The sequence below is a fragment of the Hoeflea ulvae genome, from assembly GCF_026619435.1.
GTDB classification, from domain to species: domain Bacteria; phylum Pseudomonadota; class Alphaproteobacteria; order Rhizobiales; family Rhizobiaceae; genus Hoeflea; species Hoeflea ulvae.
This window is the reverse complement of record NZ_JAOVZQ010000001.1, coordinates 3,617,964-3,635,965: the sequence shown is the minus strand read 5'-3', so window position 1 is coordinate 3,635,965 and position 18,002 is coordinate 3,617,964. Positions and strand designations below refer to the sequence as shown.

Annotated in this window: 17 protein-coding genes; 8 read left to right on the top strand and 9 right to left on the bottom strand. The window is 62.9% G+C overall.

Translation table 11 applies throughout. The features are described from left to right. Positions 1-47: 47 nt before the first annotated feature. A complete protein-coding gene (locus OEG82_RS17290; protein ID WP_267613634.1) occupies positions 48-749 on the top strand; it encodes a phosphatidylserine decarboxylase in 702 nt (233 codons plus the stop codon). Between the two features lie 32 nt (positions 750-781). Beyond that, a complete protein-coding gene (pssA, locus tag OEG82_RS17285) occupies positions 782-1,648 on the top strand; it encodes a CDP-diacylglycerol--serine O-phosphatidyltransferase (RefSeq protein WP_267613633.1) in 867 nt (288 codons plus the stop codon). Between the two features lie 5 nt (positions 1,649-1,653). On the opposite strand, the gene OEG82_RS17280 is transcribed toward pssA, so the two are convergent. From OEG82_RS17280 to radA, 5 genes are all read right to left on the bottom strand, one after another. Beyond that, a complete protein-coding gene (locus OEG82_RS17280) occupies positions 1,654-3,891 on the bottom strand; it encodes an AMP-binding protein (RefSeq protein WP_267613632.1) in 2,238 nt (745 codons plus the stop codon). A 133-nt stretch (positions 3,892-4,024) separates the two neighbouring features. After that, positions 4,025-4,762: an SDR family NAD(P)-dependent oxidoreductase gene (locus OEG82_RS17275; protein WP_267613631.1), complete on the bottom strand. Its 738-nt coding sequence runs from the start codon at positions 4,760-4,762 to the stop codon at positions 4,025-4,027. Between the two features lie 8 nt (positions 4,763-4,770). Then, positions 4,771-6,237 (bottom strand): amidophosphoribosyltransferase, encoded by a 1,467-nt coding sequence (gene purF / locus OEG82_RS17270; RefSeq protein WP_267613630.1) that lies wholly within the window; start codon positions 6,235-6,237, stop codon positions 4,771-4,773. A 52-nt stretch (positions 6,238-6,289) separates the two neighbouring features. Beyond that, the gene (locus OEG82_RS17265) at positions 6,290-6,850 is read right to left on the bottom strand and encodes a CvpA family protein (RefSeq protein ID WP_267613629.1); all 561 of its coding nucleotides are present in this window, start codon (positions 6,848-6,850) and stop codon (positions 6,290-6,292) included. 62 nt (positions 6,851-6,912) lie between these two features. Beyond that, a complete protein-coding gene (radA, locus tag OEG82_RS17260) occupies positions 6,913-8,322 on the bottom strand; it encodes a DNA repair protein RadA (RefSeq protein ID WP_267613628.1) in 1,410 nt (469 codons plus the stop codon). A gap of 211 nt (positions 8,323-8,533) precedes the next feature. Between radA and OEG82_RS17255 the strand changes: the two genes are divergently transcribed. Further along, on the top strand, positions 8,534-8,974 hold the full coding sequence (locus OEG82_RS17255) for a methyltransferase family protein (RefSeq protein ID WP_267613627.1): 441 nt from the start codon (positions 8,534-8,536) through the stop codon (positions 8,972-8,974). Between the two features lies 1 nt (position 8,975). Continuing rightward, on the top strand, positions 8,976-9,566 hold the full coding sequence (locus tag OEG82_RS17250) for a TetR family transcriptional regulator (RefSeq protein ID WP_267613626.1): 591 nt from the start codon (positions 8,976-8,978) through the stop codon (positions 9,564-9,566). On the opposite strand, the gene alr is transcribed toward OEG82_RS17250, so the two are convergent. From alr to OEG82_RS17235, 3 genes are all read right to left on the bottom strand, one after another. Further along, entirely contained in the window at positions 9,554-10,657 is a 1,104-nt protein-coding gene (alr, locus tag OEG82_RS17245) for an alanine racemase (protein ID WP_267614986.1), read from the bottom strand. The two genes, OEG82_RS17250 and alr, sit on opposite strands and share 13 nt — an antisense overlap. Positions 10,658-10,683: 26 nt before the next feature. After that, complete coding sequence (locus OEG82_RS17240; protein ID WP_267613625.1) at positions 10,684-12,216, bottom strand: replicative DNA helicase; 1,533 nt, start codon at positions 12,214-12,216, stop codon at positions 10,684-10,686. 342 nt (positions 12,217-12,558) lie between these two features. After that, positions 12,559-13,017, bottom strand: coding sequence for a hemerythrin domain-containing protein (locus OEG82_RS17235; protein WP_267613624.1), 459 nt, complete (start codon positions 13,015-13,017; stop codon positions 12,559-12,561). Between the two features lie 220 nt (positions 13,018-13,237). Here OEG82_RS17235 and ccoN point away from each other — a divergent pair, with 220 nt between their 5' ends. The 4 genes from ccoN to ccoP are packed head-to-tail and all read left to right on the top strand — an operon-like array spanning position 13,238 to position 16,634. Next, positions 13,238-14,857 carry a cytochrome-c oxidase, cbb3-type subunit I gene (gene ccoN, locus OEG82_RS17230; protein WP_267613623.1) on the top strand — a complete coding sequence of 540 codons (1,620 nt, stop codon included), beginning with the start codon at positions 13,238-13,240 and terminating at the stop codon, positions 14,855-14,857. Between the two features lie 12 nt (positions 14,858-14,869). Continuing rightward, positions 14,870-15,601, top strand: a complete 732-nt coding sequence (gene ccoO, locus OEG82_RS17225) for a cytochrome-c oxidase, cbb3-type subunit II (RefSeq protein ID WP_267613622.1) — start codon at positions 14,870-14,872, stop codon at positions 15,599-15,601. Positions 15,602-15,614: 13 nt separating this feature from the next. Beyond that, a complete protein-coding gene (locus OEG82_RS17220; protein ID WP_267613621.1) occupies positions 15,615-15,767 on the top strand; it encodes a cbb3-type cytochrome c oxidase subunit 3 in 153 nt (50 codons plus the stop codon). A 3-nt stretch (positions 15,768-15,770) separates the two neighbouring features. Next, positions 15,771-16,634, top strand: coding sequence for a cytochrome-c oxidase, cbb3-type subunit III (ccoP, locus tag OEG82_RS17215; protein ID WP_267613620.1), 864 nt, complete (start codon positions 15,771-15,773; stop codon positions 16,632-16,634). A gap of 187 nt (positions 16,635-16,821) precedes the next feature. On the opposite strand, the gene OEG82_RS17210 is transcribed toward ccoP, so the two are convergent. After that, on the bottom strand, positions 16,822-17,946 hold the full coding sequence (locus tag OEG82_RS17210; RefSeq protein ID WP_267613619.1) for a GGDEF domain-containing protein: 1,125 nt from the start codon (positions 17,944-17,946) through the stop codon (positions 16,822-16,824). Positions 17,947-18,002 lie beyond the last annotated feature (56 nt).

The following is an 18,002-nucleotide window of genomic DNA, read 5'->3' as shown; positions in this document are numbered from 1 at the left end:
GGGAAATTGCTGTAGTCACGGCCAATGGACAAATCAGGGAAGATGTCATGAGCATTATCGACAGCGTTCGCAACGCGCTGGTTCCGGTTCACCGGGAAGGCTACAAATTTGTCGCCATATTCTTTGGCGTATCGATTCTGCTGGGCTGGATCGCCGATCCGCTGTTCTGGATCGGCATGGTTCTGACCGCATGGTGCGCCTATTTCTTCCGCGATCCCGAACGGGTGACGCCGCTGGATGAAGATCTGGTGATCAGCCCTGCTGATGGCCGCGTCTCCTCGGTGGTGCGGATGCTGCCGCCGCCCGAGCTTGGTCTTGGCACCGATGAAATGCTGCGCATCTCGGTGTTCATGAATGTGTTCGACTGCCATGTGAACCGCGCGCCGGTCAAAGGCCGGGTTGTGCGCAAGGTGCACTCGCAGGGATCGTTCCTCAATGCCGAACTCGACAAGGCCAGCACCGAGAACGAGCGCAGCGGCCTGGTGATCGACACCACGCGCCATGGCGAAATCGGTGTGGTCCAGATCGCCGGACTGGTGGCGCGCCGCATCCTGTGCTGGGCCGAACAGAACGAGCAGCTTGATGCGGGTGAACGCTTCGGCCTGATCCGCTTCGGCTCGCGGCTCGACGTGTTCCTGCCGGCATCTGCCCGGTCCCTGGTCAGCGTCGGACAGACCGCGATTGCCGGCGAAACCATGCTTGCCGAATTCGGATCAGACAAGGGACCTGTGGTCAGCCGCCGCGATTGAGGCTGTCTGCCCGGGTGACAAGGGAGAAATGCATGCCGACGCCGTTCCCACCCTATGAACCGCATGGTCCGGAGGATGAAGAGCTGGACGAGGGCCGCGGCCCGCGCCTGCGCGAAATTCCCTTCCGGATGCTGGTGCCCAACCTGATCACCGTGCTGGCAATCTGTGCCGGCATGACCGGCATTCGCCTGGCCTTTGAAAACCGCTTCGAACTGGCGGTCGCCATGGTGCTGATCGCAGCCTTCCTCGATGGCATCGACGGCCGCGTGGCGCGGCTGCTCAAGGCACAGTCGAAATTCGGCGCACAGATGGATTCGCTCGCCGATATCGTCAATTTCGGGGTTGCGCCTGCGCTGGTGCTTTATGTCTTCATTCTCGACCAGGCCCGGTCCTTCGGCTGGATCGCGGCAATCGTGTTTGCTGTTGCCGCCGGTCTGCGCCTGGCGCGGTTCAATGTCATTTCCGAAACCACCGCCAAGTCCGAATGGCAGAACTATTATTTTGTCGGCGTGCCGGCACCGGCGGGAGCGCTGCTGGTGTTGCTGCCGATCTATCTGGGCTTTCTCGGCATGCCGATCGACAAGAGTACCGGCTTCATTGCCGCCGGCTACACCATGTTCATCGGCTTTCTGCTGGTCAGCCGGGTTCCCGTGTTTTCCGGCAAGGGAATCGGCGGCGGTGTTCGTCGCGATCTGGTGATGCCGTTCATCCTGGTGGCAGTGGTCTATGTGTCGCTGCTGATGAGTTTCACCTGGGAAACGCTGACCCTGACAGCGGTTGGCTATCTGGTGTCGTTGCCCTTCGGGGCACGGGCCTGGTCGCGCAAATACGGGCCGATTTCGCGGCTCAGAAGCGCGCAGGACGGCCCGTCCGACGCGGGCGAAGACCCGAAAGACTGAAAACGCTATCTCGTCGTCTCGCCGGCGCGGTGTGAGCTGATCCACTCGTCGGCGATCTTCTGCGCGGTGACATAGTCGGTCTTGCCCGACCCGAGCACGGGAATTTCCGGAACATTGACGATCTCGGCCGGCACCATCAGGTCGGTGGCGCCGAAGCGGCGGGAATAGTCGCGCAATTCCTCGCGCAGCGCCGGCATCTTGGTGGTCACCAGCACGATGCGTTCGCCCTTGCGCCTGTCCTCGACGGCGACGGCGGCGTGGGCATATTCCGGCCAGAGCTTTTGCACCATCAGTTCGATGGCGCCCAGCGAGATCATTTCGCCGGCAATCTTGGCAAAGCGCTTGGCGCGGCCGCGAATGGCGATATAGCCGTCCTCGTCCACCGCAACGATATCGCCCGAATCATGCCATCCGTCGGTGAGCGGGTGCAGCGCGCCGGGGTCCGATGCCAGCATGTAGCCGAGCATGACATTGGGGCCTGAGACGAACAGGCGGGCGCCGTCATTGATGCCGTCCACCGGTTCGAGCCTGAGCGCCATTCCCGGCAGCAGCCGGCCGACCGTGCCGTCCTTGTTGTGGCTGGTTGAATTGACCGCGGCGACCGGTGCGGCCTCGGTCATGCCGAAACCCTCTAGGATCACGGCGCCGAAGCGCTCTCGATAGATTTTCCGGGTTTCCTCGCGCACCGCTTCGGCGCCGGCCACGATCAGCCGCAGGCTGTTGAAATCGGTGTCCTTGGCTGCGCGGGCGTAGCCGGCCAGGAATGTGTCGGTGCCGAACATGATGGACGGCCTGACCTCGCGCGCCACCGCCGGAATGATCCGGTAATGCAGCGGCGAGGGGTAGAGGAACAGCCGAACGCCATAGAGCAGCGGCAGGATTGCGCCGCCGGTCAGCCCGAAGGAATGAAACACCGGCAGCACGTTGAACAGCTTGTCGCAGACCGAAATGTCGATGCGGGCTTCGGCCTGGGCGGCATTGGCATGCAGATTGCGGTGCGACAGCACCACGCCCTTGGGCGTGCCTTCGGAGCCTGAAGTGAACAGGATCACCGCCGGATCGCTGGCCTTGACCGGCTGCAACGGCCTGCGCCAGTTGAGAAAGGCGCTGGCTTTTTCCATCGGCGAGATGGTCTCGCGCAGGTCCTCGAGCCAGATGATGGTGACCCCGGCGGCCTCGATGGCTGCAACCTGGGGCTCGAGGCCGGCCTTTTCGACGAAGGCGCGGCTGGCCAGCACGGTATTGATCTTCGCCGTTGTCAGCGCCGAGACCAAGGCGGCGGAACCCGCGGTGTAGTTCAGCATGGCAGCGACGCGGCCTGCGGACTGCAGCGCCAGGAAGGTGACGATCACACCGTTGGCGTTGGGCAGCATGATCCCGAGCGCTTCGCCGGGTTTGCTGATCTGCTCGAAACGGGCGCCCAGCGCACGGGCGCCGATCATCAGCCGCTTGTAGCTGAGCTTGCCGCCAAGCGCGTCCTCGAGCACCGGTCCGGCCTTGCCATAGCGGTCGGCGGCGTCGCGAAAGGCGAGGAACAGGCCGCGCTCGAAATCATTGCTGTTAAGCCGCGCCAGCGCCAGCAGGTCATGTATCCGGTCCTCGTCGCGCGGCGCGGATGCGCCATTTTCGGGCGGGATGATGTCGTCGAAATCAAGCAGGCCCGATTGCGCCAGCCTGAAGCGCGGCCACAGCAGGCGCGGGGATTCCGCGCGCGGATGGGCCGACCAGAGCGACTGGCTGGAGCCGCGCAGGTGCAAGGCTCGCAGCCGCGCCTTGTGTTTGCGGGCAAGTGCAGCGATCTGGTTGCAGCGGGCAAGCGTGTCGGGTGCGGGCTCGACCTGGGGCGGCAGGGCAATCGACACCGAGCTGCCTTGGGACAGCGCCGCCTCGATGGCAGCGGTGTCGCCGGCCGGAGCGGTGCGGGCTAACAGCCGCATTCCGAGCAGGCTCAGCGAGCGCTGGTCATCCTCATGCAACACATGCAGACAGGTGCGGTCAAGCACCGACCAGATGACGGCCGCATCGAGGCCGGACTGACGCGCGTAAACATGAATGACCGGACGGTCAGACTTGCCATCCGCGGCATCAAGGCCCTCGGGCAGGTGCAGCCGGAAGGGAATCCTGAGCTTGATCAGGGCTATGGCCTGCGGCAGGCTGATGCCGCGTTTTTGCGCGGTCATGAAGGCTGCCACCAGTCCGGCGCCCAGCACCAGGATGATCAGTGTCGTGACCCAACCCGCCATCAGCGGTCTCCTCCACCTGTGACCAGTCCTAAACGCCTGACGCGCCGGGCCGGTCAACTGCCTCTGACAGGAAACCTAGAACCGATTTCGGCGAAAGGGAACCGGTCAGATGGTGGTGGAAGCGGCGAGCGGCCTATTCAGGCAGGCGGTAGTCGAAGAAGCGGTTTTCCGTCACGCGAAACAGCTTGCCGGTTTCGGTGCAGGACGGCGCGCACAGCGGCACCAGCTTTTCGCCTATCTCGGACGGGTGCGGCAACGTATCGGGGTTTTCGCCGGGCATCGCCTGGGCCCGCATGGCGGTGCGGACAGCGCCCGGATCGACAGAATTGACCGTGAGCGCGGTCTTCTCGGTCTCCGCCGCCCAGACCCGGGCCAGGGTCTCGACCGCTGCCTTGGATGCCGCATAGGGGCCCCAGAAGGCGCGGGCGGAATGGGCGACGCTGGAGGACAGGATCAGGGCGCGACCGGCATCGGACTTGATCAGCAGCGGCTCGACCGAGCGGATCACCCGCCAGGTGGCGGTGACATTGACGGCCATGACCTTGTCGAACACTTTTGCCTCGACATGGCCGACCGGCGAAATGGTGCCCAGCACGCCGGCATTGGCAACCAGAATGTCGAGCTTGCCCCAGCGCTCGTTGATGGCGCCGCCGAGCCGGTCGATGGCCGGCATGTCGGTGAGGTCCATCGGTACCAGCGTGGCGCTGCCGCCGCCGGCCTGGATGGCGTCATCGAGTTCTTCGAGGCCACCGGCGGTGCGGGCCACGGCAATCACATGCGCGCCCTGCCCGGCCAGCGCCAGTGCGGTCCAGTAGCCAATGCCGCGGGAAGCGCCGGTGACAAGCGCGATACGTCCGTCGAGTGAAGTCATGCTCTGGATTATCCGTTGTTGGCCAGCAGCGACAGGCTGCGCACATTGACGTGGTCTTCCTGGTCGGTGAGCACCGTCGGGTAGTCGCCGGTGAAGCAGGCGTCACAGAATTGCGGGCATTCCGCATTGCGGCCCGGCTCGCGCACCGCACGATAAAGTCCGTCGATGGAGACGAAGCCGAGGCTGTCGACGCGGATGAAATCGGCCATGGCGGCCACCGACATGCGCGAGGCGAGAAGCTTGGATTTTTCCGGCGTATCGACGCCGTAAAAGCACGACGACATGGTCGGCGGCGAGGCGATGCGCATATGCACTTCGCGTGCGCCGGCCTCGCGCACCAGCTTGACGATCTTCTGGCTGGTGGTGCCGCGGACGATCGAATCATCGACCAGCACGACGCGCTTGCCCTCGATCATGTTGCGGTTGGGATTGAGCTTGAGCTTGACGCCCATGTGGCGGATGGCCGAGGAGGGCGCAATGAAGGTGCGGCCGACATAGTGGTTGCGGATGATGCCGAGTTCGAACGGCAGATTGGCCTGCTGGGCAAAGCCGATGGCCGCCGGCGTCCCCGAATCGGGCACCGGGATGATGACATCCGCATCAACCGGGCTTTCCTTGGCGAGTTCCTCGCCGATGCGCTTGCGCGCCTCATAGACATTGCGGCCTTCGATATTGGAGTCGGGCCGGGCGAAATAGACATATTCGAAGATGCAAAGCCGCGGCGGCTGTTTCTCGAAGGGGAAATGGCTCTCGATGCCGGTGGTGGTGATGACCACCACCTCGCCGGGGGCGACGTCGCGGACAAAGCGGGCGCCGATGATGTCGAGCGCGCAGGTCTCCGACGCCAGGATATAGGCGCCGTCGAGATCGCCGATGCACAGCGGCCGGATGCCGAGCGGATCGCGCGCGCCGATCATCTTCTTCTCCGACAGTCCGACCAGCGAATAGGCGCCTTCGAGACGGGAGATCGCATCGATGAATTTCGGCACGATCCGGGTCTTCTCGCTGGTAGCGATCAGATGCAGGATGACTTCGGTGTCCGATGTCGAGGAGAAGATCGAGCCGCGTTTCTGCAATTCCCGCTGCACGGTGAGCGCATTGGTGATGTTGCCATTGTGGGAAATGGCGAAACCGCCGCCGGCAAATTCGGCAAAGAAGGGCTGAATGTTGCGCAGGCCTTCGCCGCCGGTGGTGGAATAGCGGGTATGGCCGATGGCGCGGTCGCCGGGCAGGCGGTCCATGACCGAGCGCTTGGTGAAGGTGTCGCCGATCAGGCCGACATGGCGCTCGACCGAAAACTGCTGGCCGTCAAAGGCGACGATGCCGGCCGCTTCCTGGCCACGATGCTGAAGCGCATGCAGCCCCAGCGTGACGACGGCCGCGGCCTCGGGCTTGCCGAATATTCCGAATACGCCACATTCGTCATGGAAACAGTCGGCTTCGTTGTCGACCGGTTTCAATCCAGTGTCTGTCATCGGTATCGAACCTTTTTCTAGACCGGCCGGATTGATCCCCGACCGGAATCACTCATCCGCTCGTGGCGGGCGCCTCGTCGATGGCGGGGTCTTCTGCCCCGCCGCCGCGCAGGCGTTCAAGGATCGTTGCATCCGCATCATCGGGCAACATGTTGATCAGCTTGGTCCCGAGCGAATCGAGCATCGGCTTCGATTTCGCCGTCGCCACCCATTCGGGCTGTTTCGGCGCGGCCACGAGCCAATTGAAGAACAACATGGCGACAACCACCAGCAACACGCCGCGGGCAGCGCCAAAAACAAAACCAAGGGTCCGGTCGAGTGCGCCGATGCGGCTGTCGATGATGAAATCGGCAATCCGCATGGTGATGTAGGACACGATGATCAGCGCGATCAGGAACACCACCGCAGCCGAACCAATCATGGCGATCTTGTCGGACGAGGTGTATTTGAGCGCGAAAGGGGTCAGGATCGGATAGAGGAAATAGGCAGCGGCAGCCGCGGCGATCCAGGAAGCGACGGCCAGAACCTCGCGTGAAAATCCACGCACCATGGCAAGCACTGCCGAAAACAGCGTGATACCAAGCAGGATGGCGTCAAGAAGGGTAATAGGCATGAAATCGCGTTCCGTTCAGTCGCTGCCCGCCATCGCCGCTTCGGGCATCAGATGGGCTGAATTCAGTTTTCGTCCTCGTCACCTTCAGTCAGCTGCGCCGCTTTCGATCCGGCGATGCGCGCCACAAGATCGGCCAGCGTTTCCATCAGTGCCAGACCTGCACCCGATTTGGAAGGCAGGTCGGCGGATCCCGACGGCAACACTGCATTGGCGAAGCCCAGCTTTTCGGCCTCCTTCAGCCGTAAACCTGTTTGCGCCACTGGCCGGATGGCTCCTGACAGGCTGACTTCGCCGAAATAGACGCAATCGGCAGGAAGGGCAAGCCCGGCGAGAGAGGAAACCAGGGCTGCGGCCACAGCTAAATCCGCGGCCGGTTCGGTGATCCGGTACCCACCGGCGATATTGAGGTAGACATCATGGCTGCCAAGGCGCACGCCGCAATGGGCTTCAAGCACGGCCAGGATCATCGCCAGGCGCGAGGAATCCCAGCCGATCACCGCACGCCGCGGGGTGCCGAGGCTCGATGGCGCCACCAGTGCCTGGACTTCGACCAGCACCGGCCTTGTGCCCTCGATGCCGGCAAAGACCGCAGCACCTGGCGATTTGGCATTGCGTTCGCCCAGGAACAGCTCTGACGGGTTGGCGACTTCGCGCAAGCCCTTGTCGGACATCTCGAAAACGCCGATCTCGTCGGTGGCGCCGAAGCGATTCTTGACGGTGCGCAGAATGCGGTAGTGATGGCCGCGGTCGCCTTCGAAATAAAGCACCGCATCGACCATGTGTTCGACCACCCGCGGCCCGGCAATCTGGCCGTCCTTGGTGACATGGCCGACCAGCACCATGGCGGCCCCGGTCTGCTTGGCGTAGCGGACCATGGCGTGCACGCCGGTGCGGACCTGGGTCACCGTGCCCGGCGCCGATCCGGCAAGGTCGCTCCACAGCGTCTGGATCGAATCGATGATGACAAAATCCGGGCGCTTGCCGTCGGCCAGCGTGGCGAGGATGTCCTCGACATTGGTTTCGGCGGCCAGCAGCACGCCTGAATCGGCGGCCCCCAGCCGTTGCGCCCGGAGCCGCACCTGGGCCACGGCTTCCTCGCCCGAGACATAGATCACCCGGTGGCCCTGGCGCGCCAAGGCAGCCGCGGCCTGCATCAGCAGCGTCGACTTGCCGATGCCGGGATCGCCGCCGACCAGCACCGCAGAACCGCGGACAAAGCCGCCGCCGGTGGCCCGGTCGAGCTCGTTGATCAGGGTGGAGATGCGCGGCGCTTCCTCGATTTCACCGGCCAGGCTCGCCAGCGCCACCGGCCGGCCCTTTCGCATCGCGGTGCCCGGACCACCGCCGACGCCGCCGGTCGCGTCATCCTCGACGATGGTGTTCCACTCACCGCAGCCGTCGCATTTGCCGGCCCAGCGTGAATGGACGGTGCCACAGGACTGGCAGACGAATTGAACGCGTGCTTTGGCCAAGAGCCGGATCTCCTTGTTGCTGCTGACGGTTTGTCAGGAAGATGCGAGTATGTCCACTGTTTGTTCCTGTTTTCTGACTGATTTCCCGGACCCGTAAGTACGGCAAGTGTTTTGTGGACACGCAGGATCCTGCCCTTGAGTGCAATCGCTTGCCAGTCGAGGTATTTAAGTAATAAAATGAGATATATTATCATTTATCAGGAGAATGATCATGCTGTCTCTTCCACCGGTTCACGTGCTGCTGCTTGTGATTCTGATCAAGGCGATTTTTCTGGCCGGCATCGGTCCCCAGCTTCTCCACCGGCCCGACGTGCTGTGGGGGCTTGTGCCGCTGATTGCCGGCCTCTGGCTGCTGGTTTCGGCCCGGCTTGCATTCTTGCGGTCAAAGACCACCATCATGACATTCGACCGTCCGGAGAAGCTGGTGACCTCCGGACCCTTCGCGTTGACCCGCAACCCGATGTATCTCGGTTTCCTGCTGCTCCTGGTGGGTGTTACGGTTCTGGCTGGCTATGCTGCCGGCATCGTGGCGCCGCTCGTGTTCTTTCTCTTGGCCAGGTTCTGGTACATTCCTTTCGAGGAAAGGGCTGCGGAGGAGGTCTTTGGTTCGGAGTATGCCGCCTACAAGGCGCGAACCAGGCGATGGATCTGAGATGGCGCGTCCACAAGCCGATGCTGATGCGCGACGACACGCGCTGCTTGCCGCTGCCGAAAGGGTATTGAAAGCCAACCGGGGGCGGCGGCTGGTAATGTCCGACGTGGCTGCGGAGGCGGGAATGTCGCAATCCTATGCCTATCGGTTCTTCGCCGACAAGAATGCCCTGATCGCGGCGATGGCCGAAAACTGGTTTGATGATGTTTCCCAAGCCGTTCGGGCGCTTGTCTGCGGGCCCGGACCGGTCGGATCGCGGCTGGAGGATTTCGTGCTTGTTCAGATGCGGATGAAATGCGCCACGCATGACGCGGATCCGGTGCTGTTTGCCGCCTATCTGGACCTTGCGTCCGGACATGGAGACATCGCCATGACACATGTGCATGAGATGGAGAGGGTGCTGACCGCTTTGATGGCCGAACGGTTTCCCGACCGCGATGCGGCTGCCGCGGCAAGGGTGTTCAACGATGCCACGCGCATGTTCCGCGACCCTTATGTGATTGCCCGGATGCGGCCGCTGATCACTGAAGACCGTGCGCGGGCGGTGGTTGCCACTGTGCTTGCCGGGCTCGAGAGCGGTCAGTCCACGTAGGTGCGTGCATGACGCTGGCCGAGGCTGGTCAGCAGTTCATAGCTGATGGTGCCCGCCGCGGTTGCGGCTTCCTCCAGCGTGATGGTTGGCCCCAGAAGCTCGACCCAATCCCCGGCATTGACACAATCCTCGGGCACGTCGGTGACGTCAAACATGGTCAGATCCATGGTAATCTTGCCGATCACCGGGACACGGGTGCCATTGAACGCGCCGAACGCCCCCTGCGGCACGGCCGAGCGCAGCGGAACGCCGGAGCCGGAGCCCGAGCGGTGGAAGCCGTCGGCATAGCCCACACCGCACACGGCGATGCGGCTGTCGCGGCTGAAGCGGTGACTGGCGCCGTAGCTCACGGTCTCCCCCGCCCGGGCGTGGCGGATCACCAGCACGCGGGCTTCCGCCGTCACCACCGGGGCCATCCGGTTGGGCACGCCCGACACCGGCTCACCGCCATAAAGCGCAATGCCGGGCCGGGTCATGTCATGATGCGCGGCGGAGCCGAGATGAATGCCGGCAGAATTGGCGAGACTGGCCTCCACCCCGGCAAAGCACGGCCTGAGTCCCTGGAAAATCCGGATCTGTTCGGCATTGAGCGGATGCGCGGAATCGTCGGCACAGGCGAAATGGCTCATCACCAGGCAGGGGGCAGGCCCGCCGCTTTGCGAATGGGCGACGGCCTGCTCGGGCGTCAGCCCCATCCGGTTCATGCCGGTGTCGACATGCAGCGCATAGGCGCGGTCTCCGGCATTGTTGCGCCAGAACGCCGCCTGGTCCGGCGAATTGATGATCGGGATCAGGTCATGCGCCAGCGTCAGGGCAAAGGAACCGTCGAACACGCCATTGAGAATGAAGATGCGGGCATCGGGCAGCAATGGCCTCAGGCTGGCGCCTTCATTGGCGTCGGCGACGAAGAAATCCCGGCAGCCCTCGCGCGCCAGCCGGGGCGCTGCCTGTGCCGCGCCGGTTCCGTAGCCATCCGCCTTGACCGCCGCGCCGCAGCGGGCATTGCCGGAGAGATCCCGCATCAGCCGCCAATTGGCGGCCAGCGCGCCGAGGTCGATGCTCAGGCGCGTGGTGGCCGCCGGGGCGGGCATGGTGAAGGGGGAGGTCAAGCCGCGGCCTATTCGTCGTGAGCGAACTGGTTGTAGGAATTGTCGGCCAGATCGGCAAACCGGGTGAATTCCGCCTGGAAGCCCAGCTGCACGGTACCGGTCGGTCCGTGGCGCTGTTTGGCGATGATGACGTCGGCGGTGCCCTTGACCTTGAGCATCTTTTCTTCCCAGGCCAGATATTCCGGCGTCTTGATGTCGGCGGCGATCTCGTCGGGCGAGCGGCGCGGTTCGCCGTTCTTGACGTAATACTCTTCGCGGAACACGAACAGCACCACGTCGGCATCCTGCTCGATCGATCCCGATTCACGCAAGTCGGAGAGCTGCGGACGCTTGTCCTCGCGGCTTTCCACCTGACGCGACAGCTGCGAGAGCGCGATGATCGGAACATTGAGTTCCTTGCCGAGCGCCTTCAGGCCGGTGGTGATCTGGGTGATTTCCTGCACGCGGTTGTCGCTCGACTTGCCCGAGCCGGTCATCAGCTGGATATAGTCGATCACCAGCACGTCAAGGCCGCGCTGGCGCTTGAGACGGCGGGCGCGGGCGGAGAGCTGGGCAATCGAGATACCACCGGTCTGGTCGATGAACAGCGGGATCTTCTGCATCATCTGCGAGCAGCCGACGAGCTTTTCGAAGTCGGCCTCGGAAATCTCGCCGCGGCGGATCTTCGAGGACGAGATTTCGGTCTGCTCGGAAATGATGCGGGTGGCGAGCTGTTCGGCCGACATTTCCAGCGAGTAGAAACCGACGACGCCGCCATTCTTGGCCTTCATCGAACCGTCGGCCTGCACCTCGCCCTCATAGGCCTGGGCAATGTTGAAGGCGATGTTGGTGGCCAGCGAGGTCTTGCCCATGCCCGGACGTCCGGCCAGCACGATCAAGTCGGAATGCTGCAGGCCGCCCATGCGGGCATCGAGCTGGGAGATGCCGGTGGAGACACCCGAGAGGCCGCCATCGCGCTGGAAGGCGGCGCCGGCCATGTCGATGGCGAGCGACACGGCGTCGTTGAACGACTGGAAGCCGCCATCGTAGCGGCCGGTCTCGGCAAGCTCGAACAGGCGGCGTTCGGCGTCCTCGATCTGGGTGCCCGGCGGCATGTCGAGCGGCGCGTCATAGGCGATGTTGACCATGTCCTCGCCGATCGAGATCAGCGCCCGGCGCTGCGCCAGGTCATAGATGGCGCGGCCATAGTCCTCGGCATTGATGATGGTCACGGCTTCGGTGGCCAGCCGCGCGAGATACTGCGCCACCGTCATGTCGCCGACCTTGGCATCGGCGGGCAGGAAGGTCTTGATCGTCACCGGGTTGGCGGTCTTGCCCATGCGGATGATGTCGCCGCCGACCTCGTAGATCTTGCTGTGCAGCGGTTCCTGGAAATGGGTCGGCTTGAGAAAGTCCGACACGCGGTAAAACGCGTCATTGTTGACCAGCATGGCGCCCAGCAGGGCCTGTTCGGCCTCGATATTGGACGGCGCCTCGCGAAACAGCGGGCTCTTTTCGGCTCGGGCCGGAATCGGCTCTATCTTGCGGGCGGCATCATTCATTGTCTGGGCGGTCCTGAACTTGGTGCGGGGCGGTAGCCTGGAATAGCAAAGCTGGCTGGCCCTGTCAGTGCATGGCCAGTCCTAATCTCAAGCGATTCGCCGAAGTGGATATGTTGTGCACGTTGTCCACACTTGTCCACAAGACTGAAAGCGCAAAGCGCAGACAACTGCGAAAAAGCACCGGGCAGGGGTTGTTTCAGGCGCCGAATCGGGAGTGGCCTTGCACGCCCGGGGCGAGATGATCCGCGCGGGCCACACCTGCCGCACGGGAGGCGAGAGGGGCTCGCGCGGCGGGCCGGGCTGTGTGGCTGATCACGGCCCTTGCCGTACGGGCGATCCCGGTCAGGTTTCCTGCGAGAGCAGGTGCTCGCTTTCAAAGGCGATGTGGCGGCGCATGGCTTCGAAAAAGCCGCGCAACATGTAGCCTGTGGCCTCGATATTGATGTCGGCACTCCCCGCGCCCAGCGCATGCAGGGCCTCGATCAGCTCCTCGGCGAAACACTCGTCCTCGCAATGCTCGAAGCGCAGACGGTTGAGCGTCGCCTCGATCTTGCTGTCGCCCTTGTGCCGCCTGGCGATAAGGGGAAACACCACCTCTTCCTCGAACCGGTGCACGCCGCGAATCATTGGCCCCAGAGCGCGGGCCGCATAGATGCATTTCTGCCGGTTGATGCCGTCCGGAAGCGAATCGGCAATCTCCTCGAGGCGGTCGCACAAAAGCAACTGTTCCTTGTGCGCCTTGCGCAAGGCGGCGATCGGGTCTTCGCCGTGCGCCAACCTGATTGTGGCATCATCCGTCATGAGCGCTCTTCCCGTAAAAGACCGATTTTCTTGTCGTTTTGGGTCTCCCTCACGGCCGAAACTAGGTTTGGGATCATTCGGCGTCCTTGACTTGGATCAAGGCGACACGCCTTTGCTTCTGCGATTTGTGGCTCAGTTCGGCAAAGGCCGCGGTTTGTCCAAGGGGGCGGCACGCGGACTGTTCCGGTTACGGATTTGATACCCCTGGGGGATACCAACAATGAAATACGCTTTCGAAACAATCGCCGTGGGCATAGGCGCCTTTCTGGCGCTGCTCGGCGTGGCTTTCGCCAAGGACGATCAGTTCGAGGCCCATATGTGGGTCTTGTTCGTCGTGCTTCTGGCGGGAACCGTGCTGCTGCTGCGGCGGGTCAATTTCTCGCCAGTCACCGCCCCGTCCGCCGATGACACATCCGGCTATTTCGACGAGGTGGTGCGCTACGGCATCATCGCCACCACATTCTGGGGCATCGTCGGGTTCCTGGTCGGCGTCATCGTCGCCTTCCAGCTGGCCTTTCCGGACCTCAACATCGAGCCCTGGTTCAATTTCGGCCGCACACGGCCCTTGCACACTTCCGCGGTGGTCTTCGCCTTCGGCGGCAACGCGTTGATTGCGACCTCGCTCTATGTGGTGCAGCGCACCTCGCGCGCCCGGCTGTTTGGGGGCAATCTGGCCTGGTTCGTGTTCTGGGGCTATCAGCTGTTCATCGTCATGGCTGCGACCGGCTATCTGCTGGGCATCACCCAGGCGCGCGAATATGCAGAACCCGAGTGGTATGTCGATCTGTGGCTGACGCTGGTCTGGGTGGCCTATCTGGTGGTGTTCATGGGCACCATCATCCGGCGCAGGGAGCCGCATATCTATGTGGCCAACTGGTTCTACCTGGCCTTCATCGTCACCATCGCCATGCTGCACATCGTCAACAATCTGGCGATGCCGGTGTCGTTCCTCGGGGTCAAGAGCTACTCGCTGTTTGCCGGGGTTCAGGACGCACTGACGCAATGGTGGTACGGCCACAATGCGGTCGGCTTCTTCCTCACCGCCGGCTTCCTGGGCATGATGTATTATTTCATTCCCAAGCAGGCCAACCGGCCGGTCTATTCCTACCGGCTGTCGATCATCCATTTCTGGTCGCTGATCTTCCTCTATATCTGGGCCGGTCCGCACCATCTGCACTATACCGCACTGCCCGACTGGGCGCAGACGCTGGGCATGGTGTTCTCGATCATGCTGTGGATGCCCTCCTGGGGCGGCATGATCAACGGCCTGATGACACTCTCGGGTGCCTGGGACAAGATCCGCACCGATCCGATCATCCGGATGATGGTGATTGCCGTTGCCTTTTACGGCATGTCGACCTTCGAAGGCCCGATGATGTCGATCAAGGCGGTCAATTCACTGAGCCACTACACCGACTGGACCATCGGTCACGTGCATTCCGGTGCACTCGGCTGGGTCGGCATGATCACCTTCGGCGCGATCTACTACCTGGTGCCGAAACTGTGGAACCGTCCGCGGCTCTACTCCATGCGGCTGGTCAACTGGCACTTCTGGCTGGCCACGCTCGGCATCGTTGTCTATGCGGCGGTTCTGTGGGTTGCCGGCATCCAGCAGGGCCTGATGTGGCGCGAATACAATGATCAGGGCTTCCTGGTCTATTCCTTCGCCGAATCCGTGGCGGCGATGTTCCCTTACTACCTGCTGCGCGCCATCGGCGGACTGATGTATCTCGCCGGCGGCATCATCATGGGCTGGAACGTATGGATGACCATTCTTGGCCATGAGCGCAACGAGGTGCCGATTCCAGGCAGCGAACCCGCCATGCAGCCGGCACAGTAGGAGACAACAACGATGTCACTCTTAGACAAACACGGTATCATCGAGCGCAATGCGACGCTGCTTATGGTCGGTTCGCTCGTGGTGGTTTCCATCGGCGGAATCGTCGAGATCACGCCGCTCTTCTATCTCGAGAACACCATCGAGAAAGTCGACGGCATGCGGCCCTATTCGCCGCTGGAGCTGGCCGGGCGCAACATCTATATCCGCGAAGGCTGCTACACCTGTCACAGCCAGATGATCCGTCCCTTCCGGGACGAGGTCGAGCGCTATGGCCATTACAGCCTGGCGGCGGAATCGATGTATGACCATCCGTTCCAGTGGGGATCGAAGCGGACCGGGCCGGACCTGGCCCGCGTCGGCAACCGCTATTCCAACGAATGGCATGTCGAGCATCTGAAGGAACCGCGTTCGGTGGTGCCGGAATCGATCATGCCGAGCTATTCGTTCCTGGCGACGACACCGCTCAAGGTGGCCAATGTCACCGCCGATCTGCAGGCAAACCTCGCCGTCGGCGTGCCCTATACCGAGGACATGATCGCCAATGCCAAGGCCGACCTGATGGGGCAATCCGACCCGGATGCCGACACATCCGGTATCGAGGAGCGCTACCCCAAGGCCAAGCTGGGCGATTTTGACGGCAATCCGGCGATGGTCACCGAAATGGATGCGCTGGTGTCCTATCTGCAGATGCTTGGCACGTTGGTCGATTTCTCGACCTACGACGAAGCATCCGGCTACCGGTAAGGGGGGATCAGTCATGGAAACCTACACTGCAATGCGCCATTTCGCCGACAGCTGGGGGCTCGTGTTCCTGTTTGCCGTGTTCATCGGCGTGGTTCTGTTCCTGCTCAGGCCGGGCGCCAAGAAAGCCGCCGATGATGCAGCGCAAATTCCGTTGAAGGAGGACTGAGACATGTCCGGGAAACAGATTGACGAAATCACCGGTGTCGAGACCACCGGCCACGAGTGGGACGGGATCCGGGAGCTCAACAATCCGATGCCGCGCTGGTGGCTGTGGACCTTTTATCTCTGCATCATCTGGGCCATCGGCTATGCCATCGCCTATCCGGCGATCCCGCTGATCAAGGGCGCCACGCCGGGACTGCTGGGCTATTCGAGCCGCGCAGAGGTGGTGGCCGAACTGGCCGACGCCAAGGCGGCGCAGGGGGCCTTGCTCGAAAAGATCGCCGCCACGCCGGTCGCCGACATTGCCGGCGATCAGGAGTTGCTGCAATTCGCCATTGCCGGCGGGTCTTCGGCCTTCAAGGTCAATTGCGCCCAGTGTCATGGCTCAGGCGCTGCCGGATCGGCGGGCTATCCCAACCTCAATGACGATGACTGGCTGTGGGGCGGCACGATCGACCAGATCTACCACACCATCGCTCACGGCATCCGCTTTGATGCCGATGACGACACCCACTATTCGGAAATGCCGGCCTTTGCCGACATGCTCGAACCCGACCAGATCAACCAGGTTGCCGCCTATGTGGTCAGCCTCAGCGATACGCCGTCGGATGCAGCCCTGGTCGCACCGGGTGAGCAAATCTATGTCGACAACTGCGCGGCCTGCCATGGCGATGAGGCCGAAGGCATCGTCGATTTCGGCGCGCCAAGGCTGTCGGACGGCATCTGGCTGAAGGGCTCCACCGAAGCCCAGATCGTTGCCCAGATCCGCAGCCCCAAGCACGGCGTCATGCCCGCCTGGGTCGACCGTCTCGGCGAACCGACCGTCAAGCAGCTGGCTGTCTATGTGCACACGCTGGGTGGCGGGCTGTAGGGCCGGACCGGCGCCGACGTTCGGCGCAGCTCACTTGCAAGTTCAAACCCCGCCGGATGGTTGCCCGGCGGGGTTTTTGTTTGCGGAAATGACCTGGAAACCGGAACGGCGGATCACCGCTTGGATCCGCTGGCGATCGCCCTGGCAGTCGCTGGAAATGCCGGTTGCTATGGCGCAGAAGATGCGGTCATGCGGCGACAGAGGATGTGCGCGCTTCCAATGGGGACGCAAGGTCGCATTCGATACCGCCGCCATTGCGCTTGGCGCGATACGAGGCCTTGTCCGCCACAGCCATCATCTGTTCAAGCCGTGCAGAGCCGGAGCGTGCCAATGTGTATCCCAGGCTGATGCCGATGGTGATCTCTTCGCCGGCAATCCGGTACGGCAGGCTCAGAACATTGGCGATCTGCCTGGCCAGCAGGTCGGCTTCGACGGGATGCCGGACATCCGGCTGCAAAATGGCAAATTCATCGCCGCCGACGCGCACGGCGATACTCGGCTGCTCCAGGTTGTCCCTGAGTCTCGATCCGATACCCGCCAACAATTCGTCTCCGACGGCGTGGCCAAAGCGGTCATTGACGCTCTTGAAGCCGTCAAGGTCGAAGCAATGCACGCAGGTCAGCGCATCTTCAGCGCTGCCAAGTGTCCTGAAAGCCTCGCCAAGCGCCGTGCGATTGCGCAGCCCCGTCAACGGATCGTGGCGTGCCTGATGCTGCATTTCCAGGCGCAGGCAGATCTGCCGGGTGGCGGTGGCATAGACATGCCAGACGCTCTGCATCGCCGCCACCAGGAAGGCCGCACAGACCGCCGCCAGTATCCAGTGGGCCGTATCGCCGTAAAGCATGGCGGAAACCGTTGTCGGTATCCCTGCAATCATGATCGCGGGCGCGGCAATGAAAGGCCGGACCGAGATCCGGATGGCAACCCCGGCGGAATAGCCGAAGATCACCGCCGTGGCGAGAATATGGACTGACAGGTCGTCATAGGCGAAGGCCGCGGTTGCCAGCACACCGACGGAGGCGGCGATGACGAAGGTGAGCAGCGCGTGCGCCAGCTCCCAGCGCGCCGCCTGCTCAACTGTTGCGGGTTTCGCCGCGTTCATGCGCCGGTGGGCCACCGTCACCACGATCTTGGCAAGCGAGGCAAGGCTTCCACAGATGGTGGCGAGCACGAATTCGATGCCGCCAAGGCTGTCAAAGGCAAACAGGCCGATGGCCAGGATTGTCAGGCCCATGATCGTCGTCGGCAGAATCGTGGAGGTCAGTTCCGATACCAGCGTCTTGAAAACTTCGTCGGTCTCTCGGTAACGCACATCAACCCCCTGTTCACAGGATATGCGTCCTGTCGCGTGGGCATCTTGTCGGCTGG

What these genes read in the sequence shown, in the direction of transcription:
- OEG82_RS17220 (WP_267613621.1), top strand. Translation starts at nt 15,615, where the DNA reads ATGGAAACCTACACTGCAATGCGCCATTTCGCCGACAGCTGGGGGCTC.
- OEG82_RS17255 (WP_267613627.1), top strand. Translation starts at nt 8,534, where the DNA reads ATGCTGTCTCTTCCACCGGTTCACGTGCTGCTGCTTGTGATTCTGATC.
- OEG82_RS17250 (WP_267613626.1), top strand. Translation starts at nt 8,976, where the DNA reads ATGGCGCGTCCACAAGCCGATGCTGATGCGCGACGACACGCGCTGCTT.
- ccoO (WP_267613622.1), top strand. Translation starts at nt 14,870, where the DNA reads ATGTCACTCTTAGACAAACACGGTATCATCGAGCGCAATGCGACGCTG.
- OEG82_RS17290 (WP_267613634.1), top strand. Translation starts at nt 48, where the DNA reads ATGAGCATTATCGACAGCGTTCGCAACGCGCTGGTTCCGGTTCACCGG.
- purF (WP_267613630.1), bottom strand. Translation starts at nt 6,237, where the DNA reads ATGACAGACACTGGATTGAAACCGGTCGACAACGAAGCCGACTGTTTC.
- ccoP (WP_267613620.1), top strand. Translation starts at nt 15,771, where the DNA reads ATGTCCGGGAAACAGATTGACGAAATCACCGGTGTCGAGACCACCGGC.
- OEG82_RS17275 (WP_267613631.1), bottom strand. Translation starts at nt 4,762, where the DNA reads ATGACTTCACTCGACGGACGTATCGCGCTTGTCACCGGCGCTTCCCGC.
- OEG82_RS17265 (WP_267613629.1), bottom strand. Translation starts at nt 6,850, where the DNA reads ATGCCTATTACCCTTCTTGACGCCATCCTGCTTGGTATCACGCTGTTT.
- alr (WP_267614986.1), bottom strand. Translation starts at nt 10,657, where the DNA reads ATGCCCGCCCCGGCGGCCACCACGCGCCTGAGCATCGACCTCGGCGCG.
- pssA (WP_267613633.1), top strand. Translation starts at nt 782, where the DNA reads ATGCCGACGCCGTTCCCACCCTATGAACCGCATGGTCCGGAGGATGAA.
- OEG82_RS17240 (WP_267613625.1), bottom strand. Translation starts at nt 12,216, where the DNA reads ATGAATGATGCCGCCCGCAAGATAGAGCCGATTCCGGCCCGAGCCGAA.
- OEG82_RS17235 (WP_267613624.1), bottom strand. Translation starts at nt 13,017, where the DNA reads ATGACGGATGATGCCACAATCAGGTTGGCGCACGGCGAAGACCCGATC.
- ccoN (WP_267613623.1), top strand. Translation starts at nt 13,238, where the DNA reads ATGAAATACGCTTTCGAAACAATCGCCGTGGGCATAGGCGCCTTTCTG.
- OEG82_RS17280 (WP_267613632.1), bottom strand. Translation starts at nt 3,891, where the DNA reads ATGGCGGGTTGGGTCACGACACTGATCATCCTGGTGCTGGGCGCCGGA.